The organism is Bacillus sp. MM2020_4, from assembly GCF_011250555.1.
GTDB lineage: Bacteria > Bacillota > Bacilli > Bacillales > Cytobacillaceae > Neobacillus.
In genome coordinates this window covers 1-255 of record NZ_JAANMZ010000145.1, presented here as the reverse complement: position 1 = coordinate 255, position 255 = coordinate 1, and the positions used below count along the sequence as shown (strand labels likewise).

At 41.6% G+C, this 255-nt stretch carries 1 protein-coding gene; it reads left to right on the top strand.

Annotated elements, in window-relative coordinates:
• On the top strand, positions 1 to 255 hold a 255-nt coding region (locus G6554_RS25510), incomplete at both ends, for a winged helix-turn-helix domain-containing protein (protein WP_166246862.1).

Sequence of the window (255 nt, the reverse complement as noted above, 5' to 3'; positions counted from 1 at the left end):
AGAATTGATTCCCATCTAAGAAGATCCCGCCGTCTAACTCAACAGCCACATCCTAAAGAATTAACATTCAAGGATTTACAGGTTGATACGGTGGCAAAGACAGTAACTGTTAATGGATTTCAATTGATAGTTACGGCACGAGAATACGCAATCCTTGCACTGCTTTTGTCATCTCCCAAAAAGGTCTTTACCAAGGCGAACGTATATGAAAGTGTCTGGAACGAGGAATTCCGTGGCGATGATAACACCATCAAT